This window comes from Thermodesulfovibrionales bacterium (genome assembly GCA_026417875.1).
Classification (GTDB): Bacteria; Nitrospirota; Thermodesulfovibrionia; order Thermodesulfovibrionales; family CALJEL01; genus CALJEL01.
In genome coordinates this window covers 11,423-11,728 of sequence record JAOACK010000057.1, presented here as the reverse complement: position 1 = coordinate 11,728, position 306 = coordinate 11,423, and the positions used below count along the sequence as shown (strand labels likewise).

Below are 306 nucleotides of genomic sequence, written 5' to 3'. Positions count from 1 at the left end.
TCTTAACTCTCCCCCAAATTCTCTCAATCTCAAAGCTAATGTATCTGCTAAAACTTGCATTCCACCTTCAGGATAATAGCCTCCATCAAGGATAAATTCAGTAAATATCTTGGATCCAGAGAATGCAGAAATTAAAGAAGGAGGCAGTCCGCCATTACCAAGTACCGGTAAAGAAAGAACTGCTTTCAATTTTTCATTTGTGAAATAATGATCTAATAAATCTTTATAAGTTTTGTTTCTTAAGGATGCGAAATCTATAGGACTCGAAAAAATAAGATAATGAATAAACTTTTTTATATTTGTTTT

The 306-nt window shown here is 32.0% G+C and carries 1 protein-coding gene; it reads right to left on the bottom strand.

Annotated features, from left to right (window positions below):
* A partial coding sequence (locus N2257_09075; protein ID MCX7794535.1) for a hypothetical protein occupies positions 1 to 306 on the bottom strand: 306 nt, incomplete at both ends.